At 65.5% G+C, this 21,700-nt stretch carries 26 protein-coding genes and 1 pseudogene; 13 read left to right on the top strand and 14 right to left on the bottom strand.

Features of this window, described 5'->3' with window-relative positions; genetic code table 11:
* Positions 1-16 precede the first annotated feature (16 nt).
* The 3 genes from G4G28_RS05045 to G4G28_RS05035 are packed head-to-tail and all read right to left on the bottom strand — an operon-like array spanning position 17 to position 2,708.
* Positions 17-1,444 carry a hypothetical protein gene (locus G4G28_RS05045; RefSeq protein WP_182991094.1) on the bottom strand — a complete coding sequence of 476 codons (1,428 nt, stop codon included), beginning with the start codon at positions 1,442-1,444 and terminating at the stop codon, positions 17-19.
* The gene (locus tag G4G28_RS05040) at positions 1,441-2,313 is read right to left on the bottom strand and encodes an ABC transporter ATP-binding protein (protein ID WP_182991093.1); all 873 of its coding nucleotides are present in this window, start codon (positions 2,311-2,313) and stop codon (positions 1,441-1,443) included. Before G4G28_RS05040 ends, G4G28_RS05045 begins: the two co-directional genes overlap by 4 nt.
* Positions 2,310-2,708: a GntR family transcriptional regulator gene (locus G4G28_RS05035; protein WP_182991092.1), complete on the bottom strand. Its 399-nt coding sequence runs from the start codon at positions 2,706-2,708 to the stop codon at positions 2,310-2,312. The genes G4G28_RS05040 and G4G28_RS05035 overlap by 4 nt, the downstream gene beginning before the upstream one ends.
* A 307-nt stretch (positions 2,709-3,015) precedes the next feature.
* On the opposite strand from G4G28_RS05035, the gene G4G28_RS05030 reads away from it, so the two are divergent.
* Genes G4G28_RS05030 through G4G28_RS05000 form a run of 7 tightly spaced genes read left to right on the top strand, consistent with a single transcriptional unit; the run spans position 3,016 to position 7,624 of the window.
* The gene (locus G4G28_RS05030) at positions 3,016-3,855 is read left to right on the top strand and encodes an ABC transporter ATP-binding protein (protein ID WP_183108105.1); all 840 of its coding nucleotides are present in this window, start codon (positions 3,016-3,018) and stop codon (positions 3,853-3,855) included.
* A gap of 7 nt (positions 3,856-3,862) precedes the next feature.
* Positions 3,863-4,804, top strand: coding sequence for a hypothetical protein (locus G4G28_RS05025; RefSeq protein WP_183108104.1), 942 nt, complete (start codon positions 3,863-3,865; stop codon positions 4,802-4,804).
* Between the two features lie 47 nt (positions 4,805-4,851).
* Complete coding sequence (locus G4G28_RS05020) at positions 4,852-5,238, top strand: hypothetical protein (RefSeq protein WP_183108103.1); 387 nt, start codon at positions 4,852-4,854, stop codon at positions 5,236-5,238.
* An 8-nt stretch (positions 5,239-5,246) separates the two neighbouring features.
* Positions 5,247-5,711: a hypothetical protein gene (locus tag G4G28_RS05015; RefSeq protein WP_183108102.1), complete on the top strand. Its 465-nt coding sequence runs from the start codon at positions 5,247-5,249 to the stop codon at positions 5,709-5,711.
* Positions 5,708-6,469 carry an ABC transporter permease gene (locus G4G28_RS05010; RefSeq protein WP_183108101.1) on the top strand — a complete coding sequence of 254 codons (762 nt, stop codon included), beginning with the start codon at positions 5,708-5,710 and terminating at the stop codon, positions 6,467-6,469. The genes G4G28_RS05015 and G4G28_RS05010 overlap by 4 nt, the downstream gene beginning before the upstream one ends.
* The gene (locus G4G28_RS05005; protein WP_183108100.1) at positions 6,430-6,912 is read left to right on the top strand and encodes a hypothetical protein; all 483 of its coding nucleotides are present in this window, start codon (positions 6,430-6,432) and stop codon (positions 6,910-6,912) included. The genes G4G28_RS05010 and G4G28_RS05005 overlap by 40 nt, the downstream gene beginning before the upstream one ends.
* Entirely contained in the window at positions 6,845-7,624 is a 780-nt protein-coding gene (locus G4G28_RS05000; RefSeq protein ID WP_183108099.1) for a hypothetical protein, read from the top strand. Before G4G28_RS05005 ends, G4G28_RS05000 begins: the two co-directional genes overlap by 68 nt.
* Before the next feature lie 72 nt (positions 7,625-7,696).
* Here G4G28_RS05000 and G4G28_RS04995 read toward each other — a convergent pair whose 3' ends face one another.
* The 4 genes from G4G28_RS04995 to G4G28_RS04980 form a co-directional block, all read right to left on the bottom strand.
* Positions 7,697-8,278 (bottom strand): TerD family protein, encoded by a 582-nt coding sequence (locus G4G28_RS04995; protein WP_182991087.1) that lies wholly within the window; start codon positions 8,276-8,278, stop codon positions 7,697-7,699.
* 31 nt (positions 8,279-8,309) lie between these two features.
* The gene (locus tag G4G28_RS04990) at positions 8,310-9,005 is read right to left on the bottom strand and encodes a TIGR00266 family protein (RefSeq protein WP_182991086.1); all 696 of its coding nucleotides are present in this window, start codon (positions 9,003-9,005) and stop codon (positions 8,310-8,312) included.
* Between the two features lie 62 nt (positions 9,006-9,067).
* Positions 9,068-9,643 carry a TerD family protein gene (locus tag G4G28_RS04985; RefSeq protein WP_182991085.1) on the bottom strand — a complete coding sequence of 192 codons (576 nt, stop codon included), beginning with the start codon at positions 9,641-9,643 and terminating at the stop codon, positions 9,068-9,070.
* Positions 9,644-9,977: 334 nt separating this feature from the next.
* Positions 9,978-11,048 (bottom strand): DUF475 domain-containing protein, encoded by a 1,071-nt coding sequence (locus G4G28_RS04980; protein WP_182991084.1) that lies wholly within the window; start codon positions 11,046-11,048, stop codon positions 9,978-9,980.
* Between the two features lie 105 nt (positions 11,049-11,153).
* Here G4G28_RS04980 and nhaR point away from each other — a divergent pair, with 105 nt between their 5' ends.
* The 5 genes from nhaR to G4G28_RS04960 all read left to right on the top strand — a co-directional run bounded on the left by nhaR (position 11,154) and on the right by G4G28_RS04960 (position 16,103).
* Positions 11,154-12,062 carry a transcriptional activator NhaR gene (nhaR, locus tag G4G28_RS04975; protein ID WP_182991083.1) on the top strand — a complete coding sequence of 303 codons (909 nt, stop codon included), beginning with the start codon at positions 11,154-11,156 and terminating at the stop codon, positions 12,060-12,062.
* A 160-nt stretch (positions 12,063-12,222) separates the two neighbouring features.
* The gene (locus G4G28_RS04970; protein ID WP_182991082.1) at positions 12,223-13,566 is read left to right on the top strand and encodes a hemolysin family protein; all 1,344 of its coding nucleotides are present in this window, start codon (positions 12,223-12,225) and stop codon (positions 13,564-13,566) included.
* 154 nt (positions 13,567-13,720) lie between these two features.
* On the top strand, positions 13,721-14,527 hold the full coding sequence (locus G4G28_RS04965; RefSeq protein ID WP_182991081.1) for an alpha/beta fold hydrolase: 807 nt from the start codon (positions 13,721-13,723) through the stop codon (positions 14,525-14,527).
* Positions 14,528-14,529: 2 nt separating this feature from the next.
* Positions 14,530-14,994, top strand: a complete 465-nt coding sequence (locus tag G4G28_RS27975; protein WP_308601798.1) for a PAS domain-containing protein — start codon at positions 14,530-14,532, stop codon at positions 14,992-14,994.
* 71 nt (positions 14,995-15,065) lie between these two features.
* Positions 15,066-16,103, top strand: a complete 1,038-nt coding sequence (locus tag G4G28_RS04960) for an ATP-binding protein (protein WP_308602408.1) — start codon at positions 15,066-15,068, stop codon at positions 16,101-16,103.
* Positions 16,104-16,256: 153 nt separating this feature from the next.
* On the opposite strand, the gene G4G28_RS04955 is transcribed toward G4G28_RS04960, so the two are convergent.
* The 7 genes and pseudogenes from G4G28_RS04955 to G4G28_RS27965 form a co-directional block, all read right to left on the bottom strand.
* Positions 16,257-17,330, bottom strand: coding sequence for an AI-2E family transporter (locus G4G28_RS04955; protein ID WP_182991080.1), 1,074 nt, complete (start codon positions 17,328-17,330; stop codon positions 16,257-16,259).
* A gap of 53 nt (positions 17,331-17,383) precedes the next feature.
* On the bottom strand, positions 17,384-17,980 hold the full coding sequence (locus G4G28_RS04950; protein ID WP_182991079.1) for an SCO family protein: 597 nt from the start codon (positions 17,978-17,980) through the stop codon (positions 17,384-17,386).
* A 4-nt stretch (positions 17,981-17,984) separates the two neighbouring features.
* Positions 17,985-18,875 carry a heme o synthase gene (cyoE, locus tag G4G28_RS04945; RefSeq protein ID WP_182991078.1) on the bottom strand — a complete coding sequence of 297 codons (891 nt, stop codon included), beginning with the start codon at positions 18,873-18,875 and terminating at the stop codon, positions 17,985-17,987.
* A complete protein-coding gene (locus G4G28_RS04940) occupies positions 18,872-20,020 on the bottom strand; it encodes a heme A synthase (protein ID WP_229507896.1) in 1,149 nt (382 codons plus the stop codon). The genes cyoE and G4G28_RS04940 overlap by 4 nt, the downstream gene beginning before the upstream one ends.
* A gap of 3 nt (positions 20,021-20,023) precedes the next feature.
* A complete protein-coding gene (locus G4G28_RS04935; RefSeq protein WP_229425463.1) occupies positions 20,024-20,644 on the bottom strand; it encodes a cytochrome C oxidase subunit I in 621 nt (206 codons plus the stop codon).
* The gene (locus tag G4G28_RS27970; RefSeq protein WP_308601797.1) at positions 20,634-20,873 is read right to left on the bottom strand and encodes an SURF1 family cytochrome oxidase biogenesis protein; all 240 of its coding nucleotides are present in this window, start codon (positions 20,871-20,873) and stop codon (positions 20,634-20,636) included. The genes G4G28_RS04935 and G4G28_RS27970 overlap by 11 nt, the downstream gene beginning before the upstream one ends.
* Positions 20,874-20,992: 119 nt before the next feature.
* Positions 20,993-21,400 (bottom strand): annotated as a pseudogene (locus G4G28_RS27965) (SURF1 family protein); the annotation flags it as partial.
* Between the two features lie 38 nt (positions 21,401-21,438).
* Between G4G28_RS27965 and G4G28_RS04925 the strand changes: the two are divergent.
* Positions 21,439-21,639, top strand: coding sequence for a twin transmembrane helix small protein (locus G4G28_RS04925; RefSeq protein WP_182991076.1), 201 nt, complete (start codon positions 21,439-21,441; stop codon positions 21,637-21,639).
* Positions 21,640-21,700 lie beyond the last annotated feature (61 nt).

Below are 21,700 nucleotides of genomic sequence, written 5' to 3'. Positions count from 1 at the left end.
GAACATCGGCTGCAGTTCAGGCCAGGCGCCCCACCGGGAAGGCGTGGGGAGCGCCCGCCACGCGGCGCCAGCGCAGCGTTACCGCCAGCGCTCCCAGCGCGATTGACACCAGTGCTGCCACCGGCAGGACCGGCGTATCCAGCATGCGCCCGAGCGGGACTGCGACAGCGAACGACAGGCCCAGCGAAGCGGCCAGCCCCAACGCGATCCACCACCCGGCCGAGCCGCTGCGGCGGGCGTGGTCGCGCAGGTTCGATGCAATCAGCGGCAGGGCCAGGCAGCAGATGAACAGTTCCCGCCACAAGGTCTCGTTCGATCCGCCAGTGATGGCGACGACTGCCACCGCGACCGCGGTGATGCAGGCCCACTCGAGCAAGGCAGCGCGCAGCAGGCGCCAGCCCAGCTTGCGGTTGAACGCGGCAGCGCTGCCCGGAATGCCGGGCGCCAGCCGTACCAGCGACTGCTCGCCGCGGGTGTGCACCAGACGCATCGAGCGGCCCTCGTAGTCGAACAGCTGGACCAACAGAGCCGATGAGGCGGCTACCCAGCTGCCCTCGGCGATCATCTCGAGCGTGGCGGCGCTGGACTGGTAGCGCAGCAGGAACATGGCGATTGCGGCACCCGGAACCAGGGCCAGCAGCGACAGGTTGCGCTGGGTCCAGTGCGTAGCCGGGCCGAGCACGTGCATCAGGAGTGCCCCGTCCCTGCGGCCTGCGATATCGCGACGCAGTACCGCCTGGTAGGCCCACAGCCCCAGGCGCGGGGTGCGTGCCTGCCTGAACTGGCCGTCCATGCTCATCTGGTCGGTCATCAGCTTCTGTTCGGCCTGCAGCCTGTAATGACGGTCGCCACCGTTGGGGAACATCGTCTCCAGCGTGTAAGCCGCCAGCGCCAGCATCAGCATCGTGGCCACCGCCAGCACCGGTGCGGTGACGAGCAGCGCGCGCCAGTCGGGCGGTATCGACGAATGCAGGATGGGGAACAGCGGCAGCACGAACAGCAGGCACTTGCCCCAGAAGTTGCCGCTGCGTCCAAGGGCCATGGCGGCCAGCCAGAAGCCGGTGCCGAGGAAGACATACGACACCCGCATCGGCGTGCCAATCGTCATCAGGGTACTGAGTACGATCGCGGAAACCCACACCAGCACCGTCAGCTCGCGCAGCCGGCGCCGCATGCGCGGCACCAGGATGGCATTCGCCGGCGTGTTGAGCTTCATCGCGCCGGGAACGAAATACATCAGCCAGCCGAATGCCAGCACCACGTAGACGGCGCGCAGGGCGTAGGCGAGTGCGGTGACGGGATTCCCGTTCTTGAGCATGACCAGGGTGGCGACGGTAGCGCCCAGCACCAGGCCCATGCAGCCCAGCATCAGGTTGGTGCGCCGGTGGCTGATCGCCAGCGCGGCACGCCACAGCATCGCGTAATCCCTCAGGGCGGCGATCATTGCGTCACCTCGATGAACAGGTCTTCCAGGCTCAATGGCTCGACGCGCACGCCGGCCTGCTGGCCCACCGCACCGAGCACGGCGCCGCCATGGGTGACCACGCTGACGGTGCCGTCACGGCTACGCTGGCGGCGCAATTCGCCGGCCAGTTTCACGCCGTCGAGGATCGCACCGGGGCCGGTGACGCGGCGTGCGCCCTCCAGCAATTCGTCGAGCTGGCCCTGCAGGGTGATGGTACCGTCCTTCAGGAAGGCGATGTCCAGCGCCACCCGCTCCAGGTCCGACAGGATGTGGGTCGAGAACACGACCGTGGTGCCGTGCTCGATCACGCCGTCGATCAGTTCGCGCAGGAAGTCGCGACGGCCGATCGGGTCGAGCGCCGATACCGGTTCGTCGAGCACCAGCAAATCCGGGTCGGGGCCGAGCGCACGGATGATCGACAGGCGCTGCTGCTCGCCGCCCGACAGCTTGCTGATCGCCTTGTTCTGCATGCGCTGGTCGAAGCCCCAGCGGGCCAGCAGCGCATCGACCTTGGCATCGTTCCAGCGCGGGTACAGGGCCTTGAAATAGTCGAGCATCTGGCGCGGCGTCAGCCAGTCGAACAGGTCGGACTTTTGCGGCACGTAGCCGATGCGGGCACGGCTCGCGTCGGACAGCTTGCGCACGTCCTCGCCGAAGATGCGCACGCTGCCGCCATCCGTTTCGCGCAGGCCGAGCAGGCATTCGAGCAGGGTCGACTTGCCGGCGCCGTTACGCCCCAGCAGGCCGATGACCTGGCCCGGCATCACTTGCCAGTCAAGGCTGGCGAGGATGGGGGTAGTGCCGAATTGCTTGCTGATCGAAGACAGCTGGACGATCGGTGTATTCATGCTTGTTCCTTCAGGATCTGGGTGAAGAGGGAGAGGACGGTGTCTGGATCGAGTTCGAGCTGACGCGCTTCCATGGCGGCGCGTTCTAATGTGGGTCTGAGCAGTTCGGCGCGTTCAAAGGCGCTTTGCCTTGTCTGCACGCGGTCGGCGACGACCATGCCCATGCCGCGCCGGCGCGCCAGCAGGCCTTCCATTTCGAGCAGGCTGTAGGCTTTGGAGACGGTCATCGGGTTCAGCGCAAGCGACTGCGCCACTTCGCGTACCGAGGGCATGGCATCGCCGGGCGCCATCTGGCCGGCGGCCACCATGCGCCGCACCTGCTCGACAAGCTGGCGATAGATCGGCTCGGAGGAGCCGGTGGTGATGGAAAACAGCTGGGCGGTGTGGGAGGTCATGGTGTCTACTGTATTAGTTAATTAATACAGTAGACTCGCTTCCCTATCATGTCAAGAAATATTGAACGTAGGGTAGGCGGCTCGGACCGCAATGTGCGCATTCCCGTTGCCCATGCGCCGCCTACGCGTACAACCCATGCCTGCATGACGCCAGAGCGGTCAGCATGGACAACTTGAACGCGTAGGCGGGGAACCCGCCTACGCTACGAATGATCCGCTTGCGAACGGATCCGCAACCCGCGGCACAGCTTGCCAAAATACCAATCGGCAATACTATAATGACCGAACTTAATTTCCGGTTAACAACATGAACGCTGTCGAGCTCGAATCCGTCACCCACCGTTATGGCCGGGTGCAAGCCCTCGATGGCCTGAACCTGACCGTGCGCCAGGGCGAAATGTTCGGATTCCTCGGCCGTAACGGCGCCGGCAAGACCACGACCCTCAAGCTGCTGATGGGTTTGCTGCGTCCGGACAGCGGCAGCATCACCGTCCTCGGCCGCCCTGTGAAACGCATGCCGGCCGGGCTCAAGCAACGCATCGGCTACGTTTGCCAGGAACCGAATTTCTATCCCTGGATGACGGCCGACCAGTTAGGCGATTTTGTCGGCAGCTTTTATCCGACCTGGGACGCGCCCGAATTCCAGCGCCTGCTGCGCATGCTCGACGTGCCACGCGACCGGCGCGCGTCGGAGATGTCCGGCGGCACACGCACCAAGCTGGGGCTGGCGCTGGCGCTGGCGCCGCGCCCGGAATTGCTGCTGCTGGACGAACCGACGGCCGGGCTCGATCCGGTGGCACGGCGCGAGTTCAACGATCAATTGCAGGCCTTGCAGCGCGAACAGGGCACGACGGTGATGTTTTCCTCGCACCTGGTCGGCGAGGTGGAGCAGCTCGCACAGCGCGTCGGCATCGTGCAGGCCGGCAGCTGCCGTTTCGAGGGCGAAGTCGGTGCCTTGCGCACGCAGGTGCGGCGCATCGTCGCGCTTGACGACGCGATTCCCGGCGAGGGTTTCACGCGGCTGCGCGGCGATATCTGGCAGGCCGATCCAACGCTATGGGACGGGGCCACCTTGCCGCCAGGCGCCGTCGCCGAGCGGCTGTCCCGGAAGACATCTTCCTGGCCTTTGCCCGCACCGACAGCGTGACCGCCTGATGCGCGCCCTCCTCTACAAGGAGTGGCGCGAGCACCGCTGGGTGCTGCTGGCCATGCTGCTGTTGCTGGCGCTCGGGCAGGCTGTCGCCTTGCGCGCGGCGGGGATCATGGGCAGCCCGATGGTGGCCTATCAGAAAATTGTCGCGATCATGGTGCCCCTGATGGCGCTGGTGCTGGCCAACCGCCTGGTCGTGCGCGAATACATGGGCCGTACCCAGCTGTTCCTGGAAACCCTGCCCGTCAGCCGTACCCAGGTGCTGGCGGTGAAATGGCTGCTCGGGTGCGCACTGCTCTTGCTGGCGATGGGCGCCTGCCTGGGCGCAACCCTGCTCCTGGCGCGCCACAAGGTCACGCTGACGCCGCACTACGTCGCCATGGTGGCCATCCGCAGCGCCAGTTTCGCCTTGTTCAGCTATGCACTGGCCTTCGCCATCGGCTTGACCGGCCGTTACCGTTACGTCATCTGGAGCATGCTGGCTGTCTGCACGATGGCGGCGAACGCCGTCGGGCAACTGGCTATCCAGAACTGGGCGCCTTTCTACCTGGCGCAGGAATCGATGGTTTACGAAAGGCTGGTGCTGCCCCTGTCGGAGGTGCTGGTCACCTGCGGCATCGCCGCGGCGCTGGTCGTGGCGACCTTCGCGCTGGCGCTGTCGGCCGAAGGCTCGCTGGTGGTGGCCTTGTCGCGCCGGATGCGCTCGCGCGAAAAATCCGCCGTCACCATCAGCTTCCTGGCAGTGATCATGGCGTTCACGGTGATCGAGGCACGCAAACCCAAGCCGCCCTACAAACTGGCGCACGCGGTGCGCAGCGAGGGCGGCCCGGCCGTCGCGGTCGGCGACGCCGGCCCCGAAGGCGTCGCCCAGCAGCTGGCCAATGCGATCTCAATCGACCTGGCGCGCATGCAGGCTTTCTGGGCCTGCACGACACTCCCGCACTGACGGCGCTGCCTGACGATGCCCTCGATGGCGATGCCTTCCAGCGCGCGGTGCTGCCCAATGCCGACGGGGTGGTGGTACGCGCAGCTTTTACCAGCGACAGCTTCGACCGCGAAGGATTCCGGGCCTATGCGCTGGCCTCGTGGATGGAATGGTATTCGCATGGCCGCGCCGCCGAGGAAAGCCGGCGCTGGCTGCTCGACGGTACCGCGCAGTGGCTGGTGGCGCGCGACCTGCCGCAACAGCAGGACAAGCTGGCGCTGCGTGCCGCTTTCGCGGCGCGCCTGTTGCAGGCCCGGGGCCGCGGTGCCGAACGCGCGGTACACGCGTGGCTGAGCGTGCGCGAGGAGCTCGGCCCCTGCCTTGCCGATGCGCTGGCGTGGAGGATGGTCGCTTCGCTGGCCCAGCAGATGGGCGAGCCGCGCTTCCGGTACTGAGCCGTTCGGTGCTGGCCGAGCGCCCGCCGGGCGACGCCCGTGCCTCGCTGCTCGACCCCGGTTTTGCGGCGCTGCTGGCACAGGCAGGCGCGCCGGGCCAGGCCAGGTTGACGCGGCAGTTCGACGCACTGTTCAAGGCCGAACAGGCACGCATGGCGGGCACGCTCGACCGGATCGCCGTACCGCAGGTGCGTTTCAGCGCGCAGCGCATGGCGGGGAACACCTTCGAGGTGCATTACCGGACCGGGCCGGCGGCCGGCGAGGTGCCGCCGTTCTCGGTCCTGTACCGGACCCTGGGGCCATGGGATGGCGAAATCGCGCCGGAAGCGCTGTCCAGGGTCGACAGCACCCGCGCCGGCGTGCTGCCGGCGTCGTTCGCGCGCGGCACCCGCCTGTTCACCGCGGTGGAGCGGCGCGACGCGCTGCTCGGCTGCAGTGCCAGGCTGGCGGCACAGCGCTGGGAGGTGAAATGAACGGCGCCCTGTTGCGCAAGGAGCTGCGCAGCCTGCGCCCCTTTGTCTGGGTCGTGCTCGCGCTTCTGCTGATGGATCTCGTCGATGTTTTCCTCGTCCCCTTCGGCACCCATTCCTTCGCGGACCGGCTGCAACTGGTGTCCGACGAGCTCGGGGCCATGCAGATCCTGCTGGGATTCGCCCTGGGCGTCAACCTGCTCATCCGGGAGATCGACGAAGGCACCCTGCAATTCCTCGACGGCCTGCCCGTGACGCGCCGGGCCATCTTCATGGCGAAATTGAACGCCGCGATGCTGGTATTGCTGATCTTCCCTGCCGGCGCACTGCTGATGCACGCCTGTCTGCACGCGGCCACGCACGACTCGCTCAACCATGCCTTGCGGCCCACGCTGCTGCTGACGATGTTCGCGCTGTGCTGCCTGACGACTGCCGTCGCGCTGACGGCGGGCATGCTGCTGGGCTTCCTGCGCCATGTGGCCTGGCTGGCACTGGCGCTGTGCGCGATCGGGATCAAGCTGTTGCAGGAATGGTCGCCGTCGATCGCGGCGCTGCTCAACACCGCCGACCTGCTGGGCCTGCGCTTTACCGGGACCACCTGGCGGCTCCCCATGGCCACCATCTGGACCCAGCTCGGCGCGGCGCTGCTGTTCGCCTCGTTCTCCTTCGTCCTGTTCTCCAGCGCGGGCAAGGTGCGCGCGCACGGGTGCAGCGTATCGGCATGGCGCGCCGATGGCTCGTGCGGCTCGGTATCGCACTGATGGTGGCCGCCATGCTGGCGGGCTTCATGCTGGTGGCCAAGCGCGACAGGCAGGGCAAGGATGGGAGCGCCGGCGACAGCGATCGCGCCGATGCCCTCGAATTCGTGCCCATCGCCGGTGCCCATGCGAGCACGCGCCACTACAGCTTCAGCTACCCGGCCCTGAGCAGCGCACGGGTGCGTCCCCTGGTCGACGAGGCCGACCGCACCTTCGCCGCCGTCGCCTCCCTGCTCGGTATCGAAGGGGCGGCGCCGATCGACGTCGACCTGTCCGGCACGACCGAGAACCACGCCGGCACGGCCTACCAGGACCGCATCCGCATGCACGTGAACGGCAAGGACGCGACCTCCACCCCTGGCGCACGAGACGGCCCACGTGTTCGCGGCGCGCCTGGCCGGCGGCGCCCGTTCGATCGAACTGGACAAGATGATGGTGCTCAATGAAGGCCTGGCCGAATGGGTGGAAAACACGCTGGACCGGCAGGCCGGGGTGACCCCGAAGCAGGAGCTGGCGGCGGCCACCGTCTCGGCACGGCGGATGCTCGCGCCGCGCCAGCTGGCCGACCAGGAAGCCTTCGCCGGGACGGTGGACGACAACCTCAAGTACCCGCTGGGTGCGATTCTGGTCGACCGCCTGGTCAAGCGCTACGGCGCGGCAGCGCCGAAAACCCTGCTGCAAGCCCTGGCAAGCGCGGATTTTCCGCGCGACCTGAACGGCTATGCGCTGTGGCAGACAGCGTTCCAGCTGGCCGGGTTCGACCTCGACCTCGTGCTGGACGATTATGCGCGCCACCTGAAGGGACTGGAAGCGAAGTATGCGCGCCAGATCGCGCAATTGCCGCGGCCGCGCGGCAGCCTGGTCGAACAGGAGGACGAGGACGAGGACGGCGCGTACGCCATTGCGCTGCGTTTCGACCTGCCCGTGCCAGAGGATGCCACGGTGCTGGTGCGCTACCGGCCCGGCAAAAGCGCCGACTCGTCCAGCTATCGCCACCGCTACGCCAGCCGGTCGGAATCGGGCACGTATTCCGCGGCGGTGCCCATGGACCTGATCACGCGCGGCGAAATCTGCTTCCAGCCAGGCATCAGGGTGGAAGCGGTGATGATGTATGAGCCATGGGTGTGCCTCCCGGTGGACCCGGCAAGCGACGACTGAAGCGGCAGTTTTCGCGCACGTAAACAAAAAAACCGGGGACGCGTCCCCGGTCTTTTTTACACAACGATCAGATTACAGGTGGGGCGTAATCGACGGCATCAGGTCGTCGAAGGTGCGGCCGCTGGCGTTTTCGCCGATGGCGTGCATCTTCCACTCGCCGTTGTGGCGGTACAGCTTGGCCATCACCTGGGCGGTGTGGGCGCCCTGCACCGACAGGTCGTAGCGCGCCACTTCCTTGTTGCCGGTCGCGTCGAGCAGGCGGCAGTAGGCGTTCTGCACCTGCGAGAAGTTCTGGCCGGTGAAGCTGTTCACGGTGAAGACGAGCGATTTCACGTTGCCCGGCACGGCGGACAGATCGACGTTGATCTGCTCGTCGTCGCCGTCGCCGGCGCCGGTGCGGTTGTCGCCCGTATGGACGATGCTGCCGTCCTTGCTCTTCAACTGGCGGAACCAGACGGTATCGACCACGCGGTTCGATTCGTCGAACATCACCACCGAGGCGTCGAGGTCGACGCTTTCGGTTTTGGCGCCGAAGCCGAGGAAACCCTTGGACTTGATGGCATCCCAGCCCAGTCCCATGGTGACACGGGTGAGCGAACCGCCGCCCTCTTTCGAGAGCGAGATTTTCTGGCCTTTTTGCAGACTGACAGTCATTGTATTTCTCCTTGTGCGCGTAAGAGCGACGTTACTTGGCGGGCGCCTGCATCCATGCCTTGAAGGCGGCACGGTTACGCGAACACACGTAGACCTTGCCCTTGCCCGAAAAGCGCAGGACCATGCCCTCGCCGCTGGTTTGGCTGTTGATCAGGTTACCGAGGAAGCCGCCACTGGTACCGGTCGTGATCGAGATCTCGTAGCGCAGCGTGCTGTCCCAGCACACGACGTGCGAGTTGTCGATGATGGCGTCCTTGCCCGGCTCCACGTCGAGCACCGACATCGAACCGAATCCCGACACCACCACCTGGCCCGAACCCGAGGTCTCGGTGACAAAAAAGCCGCCGCTGTTGGCGAACAGCGCATTGCCGACGCTCTGGGTGCGCACCTTCAGGTCCACGCCGGACGTGGCGGCGACAAAGGCGCCGTCGCTGATGATGTAGTTGTTCGGGCCGACATCGACGACCTGCATCGCACCCGGCAGCGTCGGCGAGAGCAGGCAGTCGCCGTCGCCGCGGGTCGCTTCGATGTGCTGCTGGAAGAAGGACTCGCCGTTGGCGAAGGTACGCATCAGCGCGCTGCCGAGCCCGCCCTTCATCTTGCCTTTCAGGTCGAGCGTCGATTCCATCATCACCATCGCATCGGATTCGCAATAGATGGTCTCGCCGCGCCTCATCGACACATGCAGGAAGGGATCGACATCCCCGGTCACGGTAAAAGTTGGCATTTTTTTAAGGCTTCCTCTTTTTTAAAGACAGCCCCCGCTGGCGGGGACTGCAAACCTATCAATTAGACGTTGACGCCGTAGTTCTTGGCCAGTGGGCCCAGGCCGCCCTGGAAGCCCTGGCCGATTGCGCGGAACTTCCAGTCGGCGCCGTTACGATACACCTCGCCGAAGATCATTGCAGCTTCCGTCGAGCCGTCTTCCGACAGGTCGTAGCGGGCGATTTCCGCGTCGCCGCTGGCATTGATGCAGCGGATGAAGGCCTTGCCGACCATGCCGAAGTTCTGGCGGCGGGTGTCGGCGTCGTGGATGGTCACGGCCAGCACGATCTTGTCGACGTCGGCCGGCACCTTCGTCAGGTCGATGGCGACGGTTTCGTCGTCGCCCGCGCCTTCGCCGGTCTTGTTGTCGCCCGAGTGGACCACGGAGCCGTCGCTTGATTTCAGGTTGTTGTAGAAGATGAAGTCGGCGTCCGAGCGTACCTTGCCCGACGAGTTCAGCATGAAGACAGCGCCGTCCAGGTCGAAAGCGGCGCCATCGGTGGCGCGGGTATCCCAGCCTAAGCCGACTTTCAGGTTGGTCAGGCCAGGGGCTTCTTTCGACAGGTTGACGTTACCGCCTTTTTGCAGACTGATTGCCATTTGTGTATCTCCTAAGTTAGGACTTCTTGTTGAACACCGGTTTTAACCACGCACAGCGAGCTGGTGTTCTGCCGCTCGCCGTGCGGTTCGTTGTGCGCAGCCGTTGTGGCGCTGCGCGTTGTTCTGTGACTCTGTTTTTGCTCGGTACCGCGTGGAGTCGGGAGCCTCGCCGGCCGCATCACGCTACGACTACGCTGTTCTGCCGGGGCGACAGCGTGGGCACGAGTGCCCACCCTACGAAAGTCGTGCACCGTAGGGTGGGCTCTTGAGCCCACGCGGTACAAGGTTTCCGCATCCGGGACGGCGGCAAACACCACCACCGCCCCGTCACCCCTTACGCCAGCTCTTTCACACCTTCACGTGCTTCCAGCGCCGCATGCTTCTTCTTGTAGCGGATCGACGACCACAGCGAAGCCGCGATGAAGGCCACACCCGTCAAACCGGTCACGATCTCGGGCACGTGGATGTCCATCATGCCGGCCATCATGATCACGGCCAGGATACCGATCGCATAGTGCGCGCCGTGTTCCAGGTAGACGAACTCGTCCAGCGTGCCCTTCTTGACCAGGTAGACCGTCATCGAACGCACGAACATCGCGCCAATGGCCAGGCCCAGCATGATGATCACGACATCGGTGGTGATCGCGAAGGCGCCGATCACGCCGTCGAAACTGAACGATGCATCGAGCACTTCGAGGTACAGGAAGCCGCCGATACCGCCCTTCTTGACCATGTCGCCGACGTTACCGCCCTCTTCTTCTTCCTTCTCCAGCAGGCTGCTGATCATGTCGACACCGACGTAGACCAGGATGCCCCAGATACCGGCGGTCAGGACGATCATCTGCTTGGCTTCCTCGACAAAGCTCATCGAGAACAGCAGCGAAGCGAGCGCGATCATCACCGAGATCGACGACACTTTACCGAGCGAACCGAGCTTCTTCTCGAAGTTACCCAGCCAGTGGGTTTCCTTGTCCGCGTCGAGCAGGAAGTTCAGGAAGACCAGCAGCAGGAACATACCGCCGAAAGCCGCCACTTCAGCATGGTGCGCCGTCAGGTGGCTTGAAAAACCTTTCGGATCGGACAGTGCCAGGTTCCACACTTCGGTCAGTCCCAGGTCGGCTGCAACGGCCACGATCACCAGCGGGAACACCAGGCGCATGCCGAACACGGCGATGATCATACCCAGGCCCAGGAACAGCTTGAGCCAGAATTCGTTCCAGCCCTTCAGGACCGAGGCGTTGACCACGGCATTGTCGAACGACAGCGACACCTCCATGATCGACAGGATGGCGGCAACGCCGACTGCCGTCAGCGCGCCCGACAAGCCCGCGTGTTCGTAACCCCACCAGCCGGCCAGGCCCAGACAGATGATCGCTACGAGGAAAGATCCTCTAAAGTGCTTCATATTGATTTCCCTTCGTTGTGAAAATTGATAAAGCGCAGTGTAGAGTCGTGCGCTCAATTGAAAAAGCGAAGATAATCGAAGCATTACTTCGGAAAAACGGAAGAGATGAAAAACGCGGGAACGAATTTTCGCCACCTGTACTATTTCTGGGTGGTCGCCAAGGAAGGCAGCATCACGCGCGCGGCCGAGCGCCTCGGGCTGGCGGTACAAACCGTCAGCAGCCAGATCACCCTGCTCGAGCAGTCCGTCGGCAAGTCCCTGTTCACCCAGCAGGGCCGGCGCCTGACGCTGTCCGAGGCCGGGCGCCTGGCGCTGGGCTATGCCGACCAGATCTTCCTGCTGGGCGAGCAGATGCAGGAAGCGCTCGACCAGGCCGGCCACCTGCGCACCCGTTTGACCGTCGGCATCTCGGACTCGCTGCCGAAACTGACGGCCTTCCGCCTGCTGGAAGCGACCGCCACGCTGCCCACGCCGGTGCGCCTGGTCTGCTTCGAAGACCAGTACGAGGCGCTGCTGGCCGACCTTGCCCTGCATAAATTGGATGTCGTGCTGACCGACCGCGCCCTGCCCAGCGGCAGCACCCTGCGCGTGTTCAGCCACATGCTGTTCGAGAGCGAGATGATGGTCGTCGGCACGGCCGAGCTGGCCGCACGCTACGCGGAAGGCTTCCCGAAAAAACTCGACGGCGCGCCCTTCCTGCTGCCGACCCGGAACAACGCGCTGCGCACCCGCATCGACGAATGGTTCGAGATGCAGGGCGTGCATCCCGACGTGGCCGGCGAATTTGAAGATAACGCGCTACTGAACACCTTCGGCCGGCGCGGGCACGGCCTGTTCTTCGCGCCGGCGGCGCTGGCCGACGACCTTGCCGAACAGCTGAAGGCGGTGCTGGTCGGGCGCGTGCCGGAAGTGCGCGAGCAGTTCTACGCGATCTCGAACGAGCGCAAGATCCAGCATCCGGCGGTCGAAGCGATCCTGGCGGCGGCGCAGCACGGGGGCCTTGCCGCCGCCTGAGCAGCACGCGGGCTGTACAATGTCTTAGAGCGCCTAACAAAACCTTCATGGCAAGGCGCACCGTCGAAGACAGTACGCCTGTACGGCGAGACGGTGCAACGCCGCCATGGAGATTTTGTCAGGCGCTCTTGGTAGTACCTTTTATTCACTTACCCTTCATATGGAAAATATTTTATTTGTCGTTCTCGCCCTGTTCCTGGTCGCGTTGAACGGCTTCTTCGTGGCGGCCGAATTCGGCATCGTCACGCTGCGCAAGACCCGCGTGCGCGCCATCGCCAAGACCAGCGGCCTGCGCGGACGCATCCTGGCCAAGGTCCACGACAAGCTCGACGCCTACCTGTCGGCCTGCCAGCTCGGCATCACCCTGGCCTCGCTGGGCCTGGGCTGGGTCGGTGAACCGGCCTTTGCCAGCCTGCTCGAACCGGTGTTCGGCATGCTCGGCGTCACCTCGCCGCAAATCATCCACGGCGTTTCCTTCGTGGTGGCCTTCAGCGTCATCTCCTTCCTGCACATCGTCGTCGGCGAACTGGCGCCGAAGTCGCTGGCGATCCGTATCCCCGAAGTGGTGGCGCTGTGGACCGCGCTGCCGCTCTATGGCTTTTACTGGGCCATGTACCCGGCGATCTGGCTCCTGAATGCCAGCGCCAACCTGGTGCTGCGGGTGGCGGGACTGTCCGGCACCGGCAGCCATGAAACCCATTATTCGACGGACGAGCTGAAGCTGATCCTGCGCACGAACACGAGCACGGGCAAGGAGAAGTTCACCCACGACGAACGCCAGATCCTGGCGCAGTCGCTGGAATTCTCGGAAATGGCCGTATCCGACCTGATGCGGCCGATCAACGAGGTAATCGCCCTGCACGAAGACCAGCCGATCGAGGAAAACCTCGACACCGTGCGCCGCAACCGCTTCTCGCGCTACCCGTATTTCGACGAGGAAGGCGAGGAAGTGCTGGGCGTGATCCACCTGAAGGACCTGTTCTTCGCCCAGCAGTCGGGCAAGGACCTCAGCGACCTGTCGCAATTCCTGCGCCCGGTCGAGACGATTTCGGCGCGCACTCCGGCGCAGGACATCTTCCGCCGTTTCCGCAGCGGCGCGCCCCACTTCGCCCTGATCGGCGAAAAGGGCAAGCGTCCGGTCGGCTTCATCACGCTCGACAACCTGCTCGGCGCGATGGTCGGCGAAATCCGCGACGAATTCCGCATGAACGAGAACGACTGGCTGCCGCAGTCCGACGGCACCTATATCGGCAAGGCCAGCCTGCCGATCTTCTCGCTCGAACGCCTGCTCGGCATCGACATCGACAACGAGGAAATGGGGCTGGACGACGTCGAGTCGGTCGGCGGCCTCCTGATGGCGAAGCTGGGCGATATTCCGAAGCAGGGCCAGCGCATCGAATTCCCGAAGTTCGACGTGGTGGTCAAGAAAACCAATGGTCCGCGCATCCTGCTGATCAAGGTGATCCCGCAGCTCGAGCGCGACGAGGACGACGAGCACGGCTGAGCGTCATGACGCACCCGTAAAGCCTGCCCCGGCAGGCTTTACTCCTGCCCCGAGGCAGGATTTTTCATTTTTGCAAATCCATAACGCGTGCAAAACGTTACCTGATGTACACTGTTGCGCAACAAAGTTAAAAAAATGATTAGCCGAGAAAACGATGAGCGTGCTCCAGCGTAATAACGTATCTGTTTCCGGAAGCGGCGCCACCACGATGGTATTCGCTCACGGCTTTGGCTGTGACAAGAGCATGTGGCGCATGTTGACGCCGGCCTTCGCCGAGCGCTACCGGATCGTCACTTTCGACCTGGTCGGCAGCGGCGGCTCGGATTTGTCGGCCTACGACCGCGACAAGTACGGCAGCTTGCACGGCTACGCCGCCGACCTGCTGGAAATCATCGACGAATGCGCCGCCGATGGATCCGTGATTTTTGTCGGCCACTCGGTCAGCACCATGATCGGCCTGCTGGCGACGATCCGCGCGCCCGAGCGCTTCCTGGCGCAAATCATGGTCGGCCCCTCCCCCTGCTACATCAACGACGGCGACTACGTGGGCGGTTTCGCCCGCGGCGATATCGACGAACTGCTGGAAACGATGGACGCCAACTACCTCGGCTGGTCGAGCAGCCTGGCGCCGGCGATCATGGGCGCTCCGGGCCAGCCGCAACTGGCGACCGAGCTGACCGACAGCTTCTGCCGCAACGATCCGGAAATCGCCAAGCACTTCGCCCGCGTCACCTTCCTGTCCGACCACCGCGCCGACGTGCCGCAGTCAAACACGCCGGCCCTGATCCTGCAATGCAGCGACGACCTGATCGCGCCGCGCAGCGTCGGCGACTACCTGCATCGGCACCTGCCGCACAGCGTCTTGCACATCATCGACAACGTCGGCCACTGCCCGCACATGAGCGCACCCTGCGCCAGCTCGCAGGCGATCGACGCCTTCCTCGCACAGCAGCTGCCCTGAACATGGACGCCACGCTGCCCGCCGACGCTGCCCTGTACGAGGACGCCGCCTGCGGCTTGCTGCTGACGGATACGGCCGGCCTGGTACTGCGCGCGAACGCCACCGTCTGCGGCTGGCTCGGCTTCAGCCAGGACGAACTGGTCGGGCAAATGCGCATCCAGGAGCGCCTGCCGATCGGCGCGCGCCTGTTCCACCAGACCCACTGCACCCCCATCCTGCAGATGCAGGGCTCGCTGGCCGAGCTCCAGATCGACATGCTCGACCGTGCCGGCGTACGGGTGCCGATGCTGGTCAACATCCAGCGCCGCCGCCGTGGCGACGGAGACGACGCGCGCGTCGTCGACGAGTGGGCGCTGTTCGTCGTCAGGACCGCCGCTCCTACGAGCGCGAACTGCTGGCGGCGCGCCAGAGCGCCGAGCGCGCCCTGTCGGCCCAGCTGGAAGCCGAGCAGCAGCTGCGTGCACTGAATGCCGAACTGTCCGACGCCGACCGCCGCAAGGACGAATTCGCCACGCTGTCGCACGAGCTGCGCAACCCGATGGCGCCGATGCGCAGCGCGCTCGAGGTACTCAAACTCGGCCGCAGCGACGGCCCGCCGCCGCAGCAGCTGCTGGCCGTGTTCGACCGCCAGCTGCACCACCTGACCCACCTGGTCGACGACCTGATGGATGTCTCGCGCATCACCCAGAACCGCACGGAATTGCGGCGCGCGCCGATCGCGCTCGCCGACGTGCTGCGCAGTGCCGCCCAGGATGCCGCGCCGATGATGAAGGCGGCGCACCACAGCCTGAGCGTCACCCTGCCCGCCGATGACGTCATCGTCGACGCCGACGTCACGCGCCTGACCCAGGTCGTGGTGAACCTGCTGACGAACGCCGCCAAGTACACGCCCGACGGCGGTGCCATCACGCTGCGCGCGTGGTGCGAAAACGGGCAGGCAGTGGTGGAGGTGAGCGACAACGGCATCGGCATCCCGCGCCACGCGCTCGACGCCGTGTTCGGCATGTTCTCCCAATTGAAACCCGCGCTCGACCGCTCCAAGGGCGGCCTGGGCATCGGCCTGGCGCTGGTGCGCGGCCTGCTGGCCCTGCACGGGGGCAGCGTCGAGGCGTACAGCGCCGGCGAAGGCCGCGGCAGCACCTTCACGGTACGCCTGCCGCTGGTGAGCACGCCGCAGGACTGCGCGGCACCGGCCGAGGACAGTGGCGCCCTTGCGCCCAGGCGCATCCTGGTGGTCGACGACAATGCCGACGCCGCCCAGACGCTGGCCATGTTCATGGAACTGCATGGCTGTACCGCGCGCGCGGTGCACAGCGCGCAGGACGCATTGATGGCGCTGGACGAATTCGCGCCCGAAGTGGCCCTGTTCGACATCGGTCTGCCCGACATGAACGGCTACGAACTGGCGCGCAAGGCGCGCGCCCTGCCGCGCGGCGCCGGCATGCTGCTCATCGCCGCCACCGGCTGGGGCCAGGAAGCGGACAAGCGCCTGGCCGTCGAGGCGGGTTTCGACCACCACCTGACCAAGCCGATCGATTTCGACAAGCTGCGCAGCCTGCTGGGACGAGGGGCCTGACCGCGCCGCGGCGCCCTGTCCGGCCCAGGCCTGGCCTCCAAAATACGCGGAACTGCGCAACGCCTTCGAATTCGTCGCCGCCCTCGTCTGGGGTAGTGCCGGGATCGGCTTTGCGGCGGGCTGCGTCCTGCCCCGCGCGCGTGCCGGCAGCCGCTAGGGCGCCAGGTCGCCCTGCTGCTTGACGATCGGGTCGCGCGTGCCTGTCCATTCGCTCATCAGCGAGTAGCCCACCGCCAGCAGCACCGGCCCGATGAACATCCCGACCACGCCGAAGGCAATCACCCCGCCCAGTACCCCGAGCAGGGTCAGCAGGAACGGCAGGCTGGTGCCGCGGCTGATCAGCATGGGCCGCACGACGTTGTCGACGCCGCTGATCAATACCGTGCCCCAGATCACCATGAAGATGCCCCAGCCGGTGCTGCCTTGGGAGAACAGCCAGATCGCCGCACCGCCCCAGATGATGGGTGGCCCCACCGGAATGAGCGAACTGACGAATACCAGCACCGACAGCAGGGGCACCGCCGGCACGCCCGCCATGAAGAAGCCGATGGCCGCCACCAGGGCCTGGGCGAGCGCCGTGCCAAGCAGGCCGTACATGACGCCGCGGGTGGTCTGGCTGACGATGTCGGTGACCGATTGCGCGCCCTCGCCCATCACCTTCGCCATCGTCACCGAGACCACGGCGGTCAAGGCCTGGCCGTCGCGGTAGAGGAAGAAGCTCACGAAAGCGGCCAGGCTCATCTGCACGACGCCGGTGCCCAGCATCAGGCCGCCGGCCATCAGGTAATGCCGCGCCGGCTCGACCATGCGCTGGGCCAGCGCCAGCATCTGCTCGCGGCTGGCGACCAATTGGCGCAGGTAGTTGTCGACCGTCTCACCGAGAAACGGCAGGTCGCGGATCCAGCTCGGTGGCAGCAGTTCGCCGTGCTCCAGCGCATACCGGATCTGGCCGAAGGTGGTGGCGACGTCGTCGGCCAGGTTGTAGGCGACGGTGGCCAGCGGGATGATGACGAGCAGCGTCAGCGAGAGCGTCATCGTCAGCGCGGCCAGCGTGCGCCGCCCCTGCATCGCGTGCAGCAGGCGCAGGTAGAGGGGCCAGGACGAGATGACGACAGCGGCGGCGAACAGGATGGCCGGCAGGAAGGGCTTGAGGACGTAGAGGCAGCCCAGCGTGAGCAGGACGACGGTGGCGATGCGGGTGTAGTTCCTGCCGGAGCGTGGTTCCATGCCGTCGGAGATGATGAGGTAGTCTTACCTCATCATAGCATCACAACAAACCATCACAACAGCTGGCGCAGGTCGTGGACGATGGGTGCCGGACCCTGGCCATGGCGCAGGAACAGGCGGATGCGGCCGTCGCGGTCGAACACGTAGCTGCCAGCCGTGTGGTCGACCGTATAGCTGCCCGGCGCCGATCCTGGCACCTTCGCGAAGAAGACCTTGAATTCCCTGGCGGTGGCCGCCGTCTGCTCCGGTGTACCGCGCAGGCCGAGGAAGCGCTTGTCGAATGCCGGTACGTAGGATGCCAGCAGCGCCTGGGTGTCGCGTTCGGGGTCGAGCGTGACGAACAGCACCTGCACGTCGTTTGCCGCCGGGCCGAGTTCCTTCATCACGGCGGCCATTTCCGCCATCGTGGTCGGGCACACGTCGGGGCACTGGGTGTAACCGAAGAACAGCACCACCACCTTGCCCTTGAAGTCGGCCAGGGTACGCGGCTTGCCGTTCTGGTCGGTCAGCGAAAAGCCCTTGGCATAGTCCAGGCCCGTCAGGTCGGTGTTCCGGAAGACAGGCGGGGTCGAGGCCAGCTTGTCGCAGCCGGACAGCATGGGCAGGCACAGCATGGCCGCCAGCGCGAGCGCGGAAAACGGTGTTTTCATGTTGTCAGAACCTGAAGTAGTGGTCGACCAGCAGCGCCGCGAACAGCAGCGACAGGTAGAGGATGGAGTACGCAAACGCCTTGCGTGCGACCTGGTCGGTGTAGTGCTTGTGTACCCGCCAGGCGTGGCGCAGGAACACGGCATTGAGCAGGACCGCCGCCACCAGGTAGATCAGGCCGCTCATGCGCACGGCGTAGGGCAGCAGCGTCGTGGCAACGAGGGCCAGCGAATACAGCCACACCTGCTGGCCGGTATAGGCCATGCCGTGGGTGACCGGCAGCATCGGCAGGCCGGAGCGCGCGTAGTCCTCGCGCCGGTACATCGCCAGCGCCCAGAAATGCGGCGGCGTCCACACGAAAATGATCAGCACCAGCAGCCAGGCTTCCATCGGCACCGCATCCGCGACCGCCGCCCAGCCGAGCGCCGGCGGCATCGCGCCCGACAGACCGCCGATGACGATGTTCTGCGGCGTGGCGGGCTTGAGGTAGATGGTGTAGACGACGGCGTAGCCGACAAAGGTGACGAAGGTCAGCCACATGGTCAGCGGGTTGACGAAGGCATACAGCACCCACATGCCGAGGCCGCCGATGATGCTTGAAAACACGAGCGTCTGGTTGCGCGTCAGTTCGCCCCTGGCGGTGGCGCGGCGCGCGGTGCGGGCCATGCGCGCGTCGATCTCGGCCTCGATCAGGCAGTTGACGGCGAAGGCGGCACCGGCCAGCAGCCAGATGCCGGCCGTGCCGGCAATCAGCGGGCGCCAGCCGGGGAAGCCATCGGTGGCCAGGAACATGCCGATGACGGCACAAAACACCGCGAGCTGGGTCACGCGGGGCTTGGTCAGCGTCCAGTATTGGGAGATGCGGCTGGTCGGCGGGAAGGCGGTCTGGGTGGTCATCGATACGAGTTCGCAGCCGCGGCGCTCTTCACGCCAGCGTACCGCGACGCTTCGAGTAAGTACTTGACCTTGTAGTTTAACATGGTCACCAGGAGGACGAGGAGCGCGGCCCCGGCGTTATGCAAAACTGCAATGGCAAGCGGGAAGGCGAAGAACACCGTCGCGACGCCCGTGAACAGCTGGACCAGCAGCACGAGCGCGATCAGGCGGGCGGTGCGGCGCAGTTGCGGCTCGCGCCAGGCGCGCCAGGCGGCCAGCCCCAGCACCACGGTCACGACCAGCGCGAAGTTGCGGTGCACCCAGTGAATGGCCACCAGGGCCGAAAACTGCAGGTAGTGGCCGGCGGCGGTCTTGCCCAGTTCGCGCCAGAGCGTGAAGCCGTGCTCGAAGTCCATATCCGGCACCAGCTTGCCGTCGCAGAAAGGGAATTCGTCGCAGGCCAGGGTGGCGTAGTTGGTGCTCACCCAGCCGCCGAGGGCGATCTGCACCAGCAGCACGGCGGCGGCGAACAGGGTCAGCCAACGCAGGCGATGCAAGGCGGCCAGGTTCCGGCTCGGTGCCGGCGGCGCCATCAAGGCGTTTTCGCGCTCGCCCAGCCAGGCCAGCATGGCCAGCAGCGTCATGCCCAGCAGCAGGTGGATGGTGACGATGACAGGCTGCAGCTTCAGGGTCACGGTCCAGGCACCGAAGGCGCCCTGCACGCAGACCAGCAGGAACAGCGCCACCGGCAGGCCGGGGGCAAAAGCACGCCGGTGCGTCTTGATCCATTGATGGATCGATCCGCACATCAGGACCATGATCAGGAAGCCGATGCCCATGGCCAGGTAGCGGTGGATCATCTCGATCCAGGCTTTCGCTTTCGTCACCGGCCCGGTCGGCATCAGCGCTTCGGCGGCCGCGATCTGTTCGTGGGCGATGAAGGGGTTGGCGGCGCCATAGCAGCCCGGCCAGTCGGGGCAGCCGAGCCCGGAGTCGGTCAGGCGCGTAAAAGCGCCGAAGACGATCAGGTCGAACGTGAGGAATACCATCACCCAGACCAGCTTGCGGTACTTGTTCGCGTCCGACGACAGCAAGACAATACACAGCGGAACACCCGCCACGGCCAGCGCCGTGAGCGCCATCGCATACAGGGAAGAGGCGTCCATCGCCTAGCCGATCGCCGAGGCCCGCAGCAGCTTCGCCAGGTCCTTGTGGACGCGCCGCGGCTCGGGGTGTTTCGGGAAGCGCATCATGAGGTTGCTGCGCGGGTCGACCAGGAAAATGTGGTCTTCCAGCTTGCCGCCCGCCTCCACCGGCAGCCAGTTGCCCAGGGCCGCGCGGGGGACGCGCAGCAGGTGCATGCCGTCATATTTGCGGATCAGCGTGTTGTCGAGCTGCGCGTCGTCGGTGATCAGCCAGACGCGCTCGACCCGCTCCATGTTCTTGCCCTGCATGGTCCGCAGCTGGCGCATCGCGAACAGCTGGGCCTCGCACTCCTGGTCGCAGGCGGCGCCGCCCACCTTCACCATCAGCCACTTGCCGGCATAGTGCTCGAGCGTCTTGGGCCGGCCGTCGAGGGTGGTGCTGGGCAGCTTCGGCATCGGGTGGCTGCGCTGGTCGATCAGGGTGCCGTAGTTGGTACGGCCGCTCGGCTTGATGACGTAATAGGCGAAGTAGGACGCGATGATGGGCGACGCGCATACCAGCAGCACGGCGAACAATTTCCAGCGTCCCGTTCGCTTTGCCTGGGCGCCCATCTGCCCTGCCCCGCTCTGCTTTTCAAGCGACATGTGTTCTTCCACTACGAAATCCCGTGATCACAAAAAATAAGGCTGCCATGGCCGCCAGCGCGTACCACTGGAAGGCATAGCCGCGGTGCTTGTCGACGCCGCTGGCGGGCAGCGGCCAGTCGCGCACCAGCGTCTCGCCCGGCTGACCAGGTCCGGTCTGCTGCACGAAGAAGGGCAGCAGCGCCAGGCCGCTGGCACGCGCCACCTCGTCGACGGCCAGGTTCTGCACGCGTGCCCCGGCGCCAGCTTGCCCGGCGTACCAAGCTGCATGACGTGGCCGGCACTGCCGACGACCACGCCTTCGATCTCCACCGTGCCGGAAGGCGTGGCAAAGGAAGGCAGGCGCGCGATGTCGGCAGGGTCGCGCGGCAGCCAGCCGCGCAGCACCAGCACATGGGTATCCGAACCCGCTATTCTAAATGGCATCGCCAGGTAAAAACCGGCGCGGCCATTGTAGGGGCGGTTCTCCAGGAAGACGGGCCAGGCGGCGACGAATTCGCCTTGTACCCGCGCCCGTCGATATTCGAGCTGCCTGACGTTCGTAGGGTGGAGTCCCGACTCCACGCGGTCCGCCGCTTGAACCGCCGCGGCGTCGAGGACGACCGGCGCCGCCGCGGACCGCTCGGCAACCCGCGCCGCAATGGCCAGCTTCTCCTCCGCACGCCGGGTTTGCCAGTTGCCCAGCGCAATACCGAGCACCACCAATAACACCGTCACCACGAAAGGGATGAGCCTAAAACGGAAAGCCAAACGCATTACAATGAAACCCTTCTCTCGATCCCGCCAGGCCGTCCATGAAAATCTTCGTTGCCATCGCCTTTATCCTGATCATCGCCAGCCTGGCCTCGGCCCTGTTCTTCCTGATGCGCGACAAGGGGCGCAGCAACCGCACCGTGCAGGCGCTGGCGATACGCGTCGGCCTGTCGATCACCCTGTTCCTGATCCTGCTCTTCTCGTACAAGATGGGCTGGATCCAGCCGACCGGCATCCGCTGAGCGGGGCAGATATGACAAGGGACAGCCGGCTGGCTGTCCCTTCGCCAAGCGAGCTTGCGGC

Source organism: Massilia sp. Dwa41.01b (genome assembly GCF_014171775.1).
In the GTDB taxonomy this organism is placed as follows: Bacteria; Pseudomonadota; Gammaproteobacteria; order Burkholderiales; family Burkholderiaceae_D; genus Telluria.
Note: the sequence above shows the minus strand (reverse complement) of the source record. Positions and strands in the feature narration are given on the sequence as shown.